This is a genomic window from Alcanivorax sp. HI0044 (assembly GCF_001634945.1).
Genome location: NZ_LWEZ01000723.1, coordinates 1 through 967, shown reverse-complemented (window position 1 = coordinate 967; position 967 = coordinate 1). Strand labels below are relative to the sequence as shown.

1 protein-coding gene and 1 pseudogene are annotated in these 967 nt (G+C 55.0%); one reads left to right on the top strand and one right to left on the bottom strand.

The features are described 5' to 3' along the window. Positions 1 to 219 (top strand): annotated as a pseudogene (locus A3730_RS31350) (hypothetical protein); the annotation flags it as partial. Between the two features lie 550 nt (positions 220 to 769). Here the strand turns inward: A3730_RS31350 and A3730_RS08695 are convergent. After that, on the bottom strand, positions 770 to 967 hold a 198-nt coding region (locus A3730_RS08695; protein WP_156501091.1), incomplete at its 5' end, for a DnaJ domain-containing protein.

The following is a 967-nucleotide window of genomic DNA, read 5'->3' as shown; positions in this document are numbered from 1 at the left end:
CAGAAACACATTCACCGGCTAATGGACCTGACCTGCCGGCTACCCGAACGCTTGCGCTACCAGCCCGCCTACCATGAAGCCCTGCAACGGCTTAGCGGCCGCGCCCGCGCGGATCTGCCAACGCGCTTGCTGAATCGCTGGTGGTCCGGGGAATCCGATCTGGTCAGCAGCGGCTGGTCGATTCCGAAAATCGACCGGCTCCCCAGCGCCAGTTATTGAATCGGGAAACGCCACAGGCTTCACGCAACAAGCAACACGCCAAACTCCCGGCGTGTTGCTTGTTGCGTGAGCCCTGTTGCGTTTATTTAAGGTTCATCGGGGATTTGAGGGAATATCACGTTTCTAGCAGTTGGCTTGATTTGTCGTGAATGTCTCGCACGTTGCCGGATGCTAAACGCCGAATGCCTGACGAGGAAACGAGCATCGAGCGTCGCCTGCATAATGTATTATCAGCGTTTGACCGGCGAGTTTTGATGCCAGGCAGCCCCTAAAAAACGCCCACGCTAATATAGGAAGGGGTTCTGGCATCGTGAAGGAGCCTGTAATCCACCAACCTTATTCGTGATGCAAGCATCACTCCCACAAAAAAATCAGCGCTGTTGGGCGTGCTACAGAGACTCCCCAGTTCGTCGCTTCAACCTTCCAGAGCATCAGGGGCCTGATTTAACGTCCGGCATCAGGCGTTTGGCATCCGGCAACGCCGGCATTTCTGGCAACTCTATGGTCAACCAGGCATAACGGCGTTTTTCACGCTAATCCGCGAAGAACCTTATTTAAAGCCGCGGTGTTCCTTAATCATTTCGTAGGCCTTGCTGATTTCCGCGGTTTTTTCCGTGGCCACGCGAATCATTTCTTCCGGCACGCCTTTGGCGGCCAGCTTGTCCGGGTGGTGCTGGCTCATCAGTTTGCGGTAGGTCTTTTTGACCTCCTGATTACTGGCGCTACCAGTGATGCCCAGCACCTGATA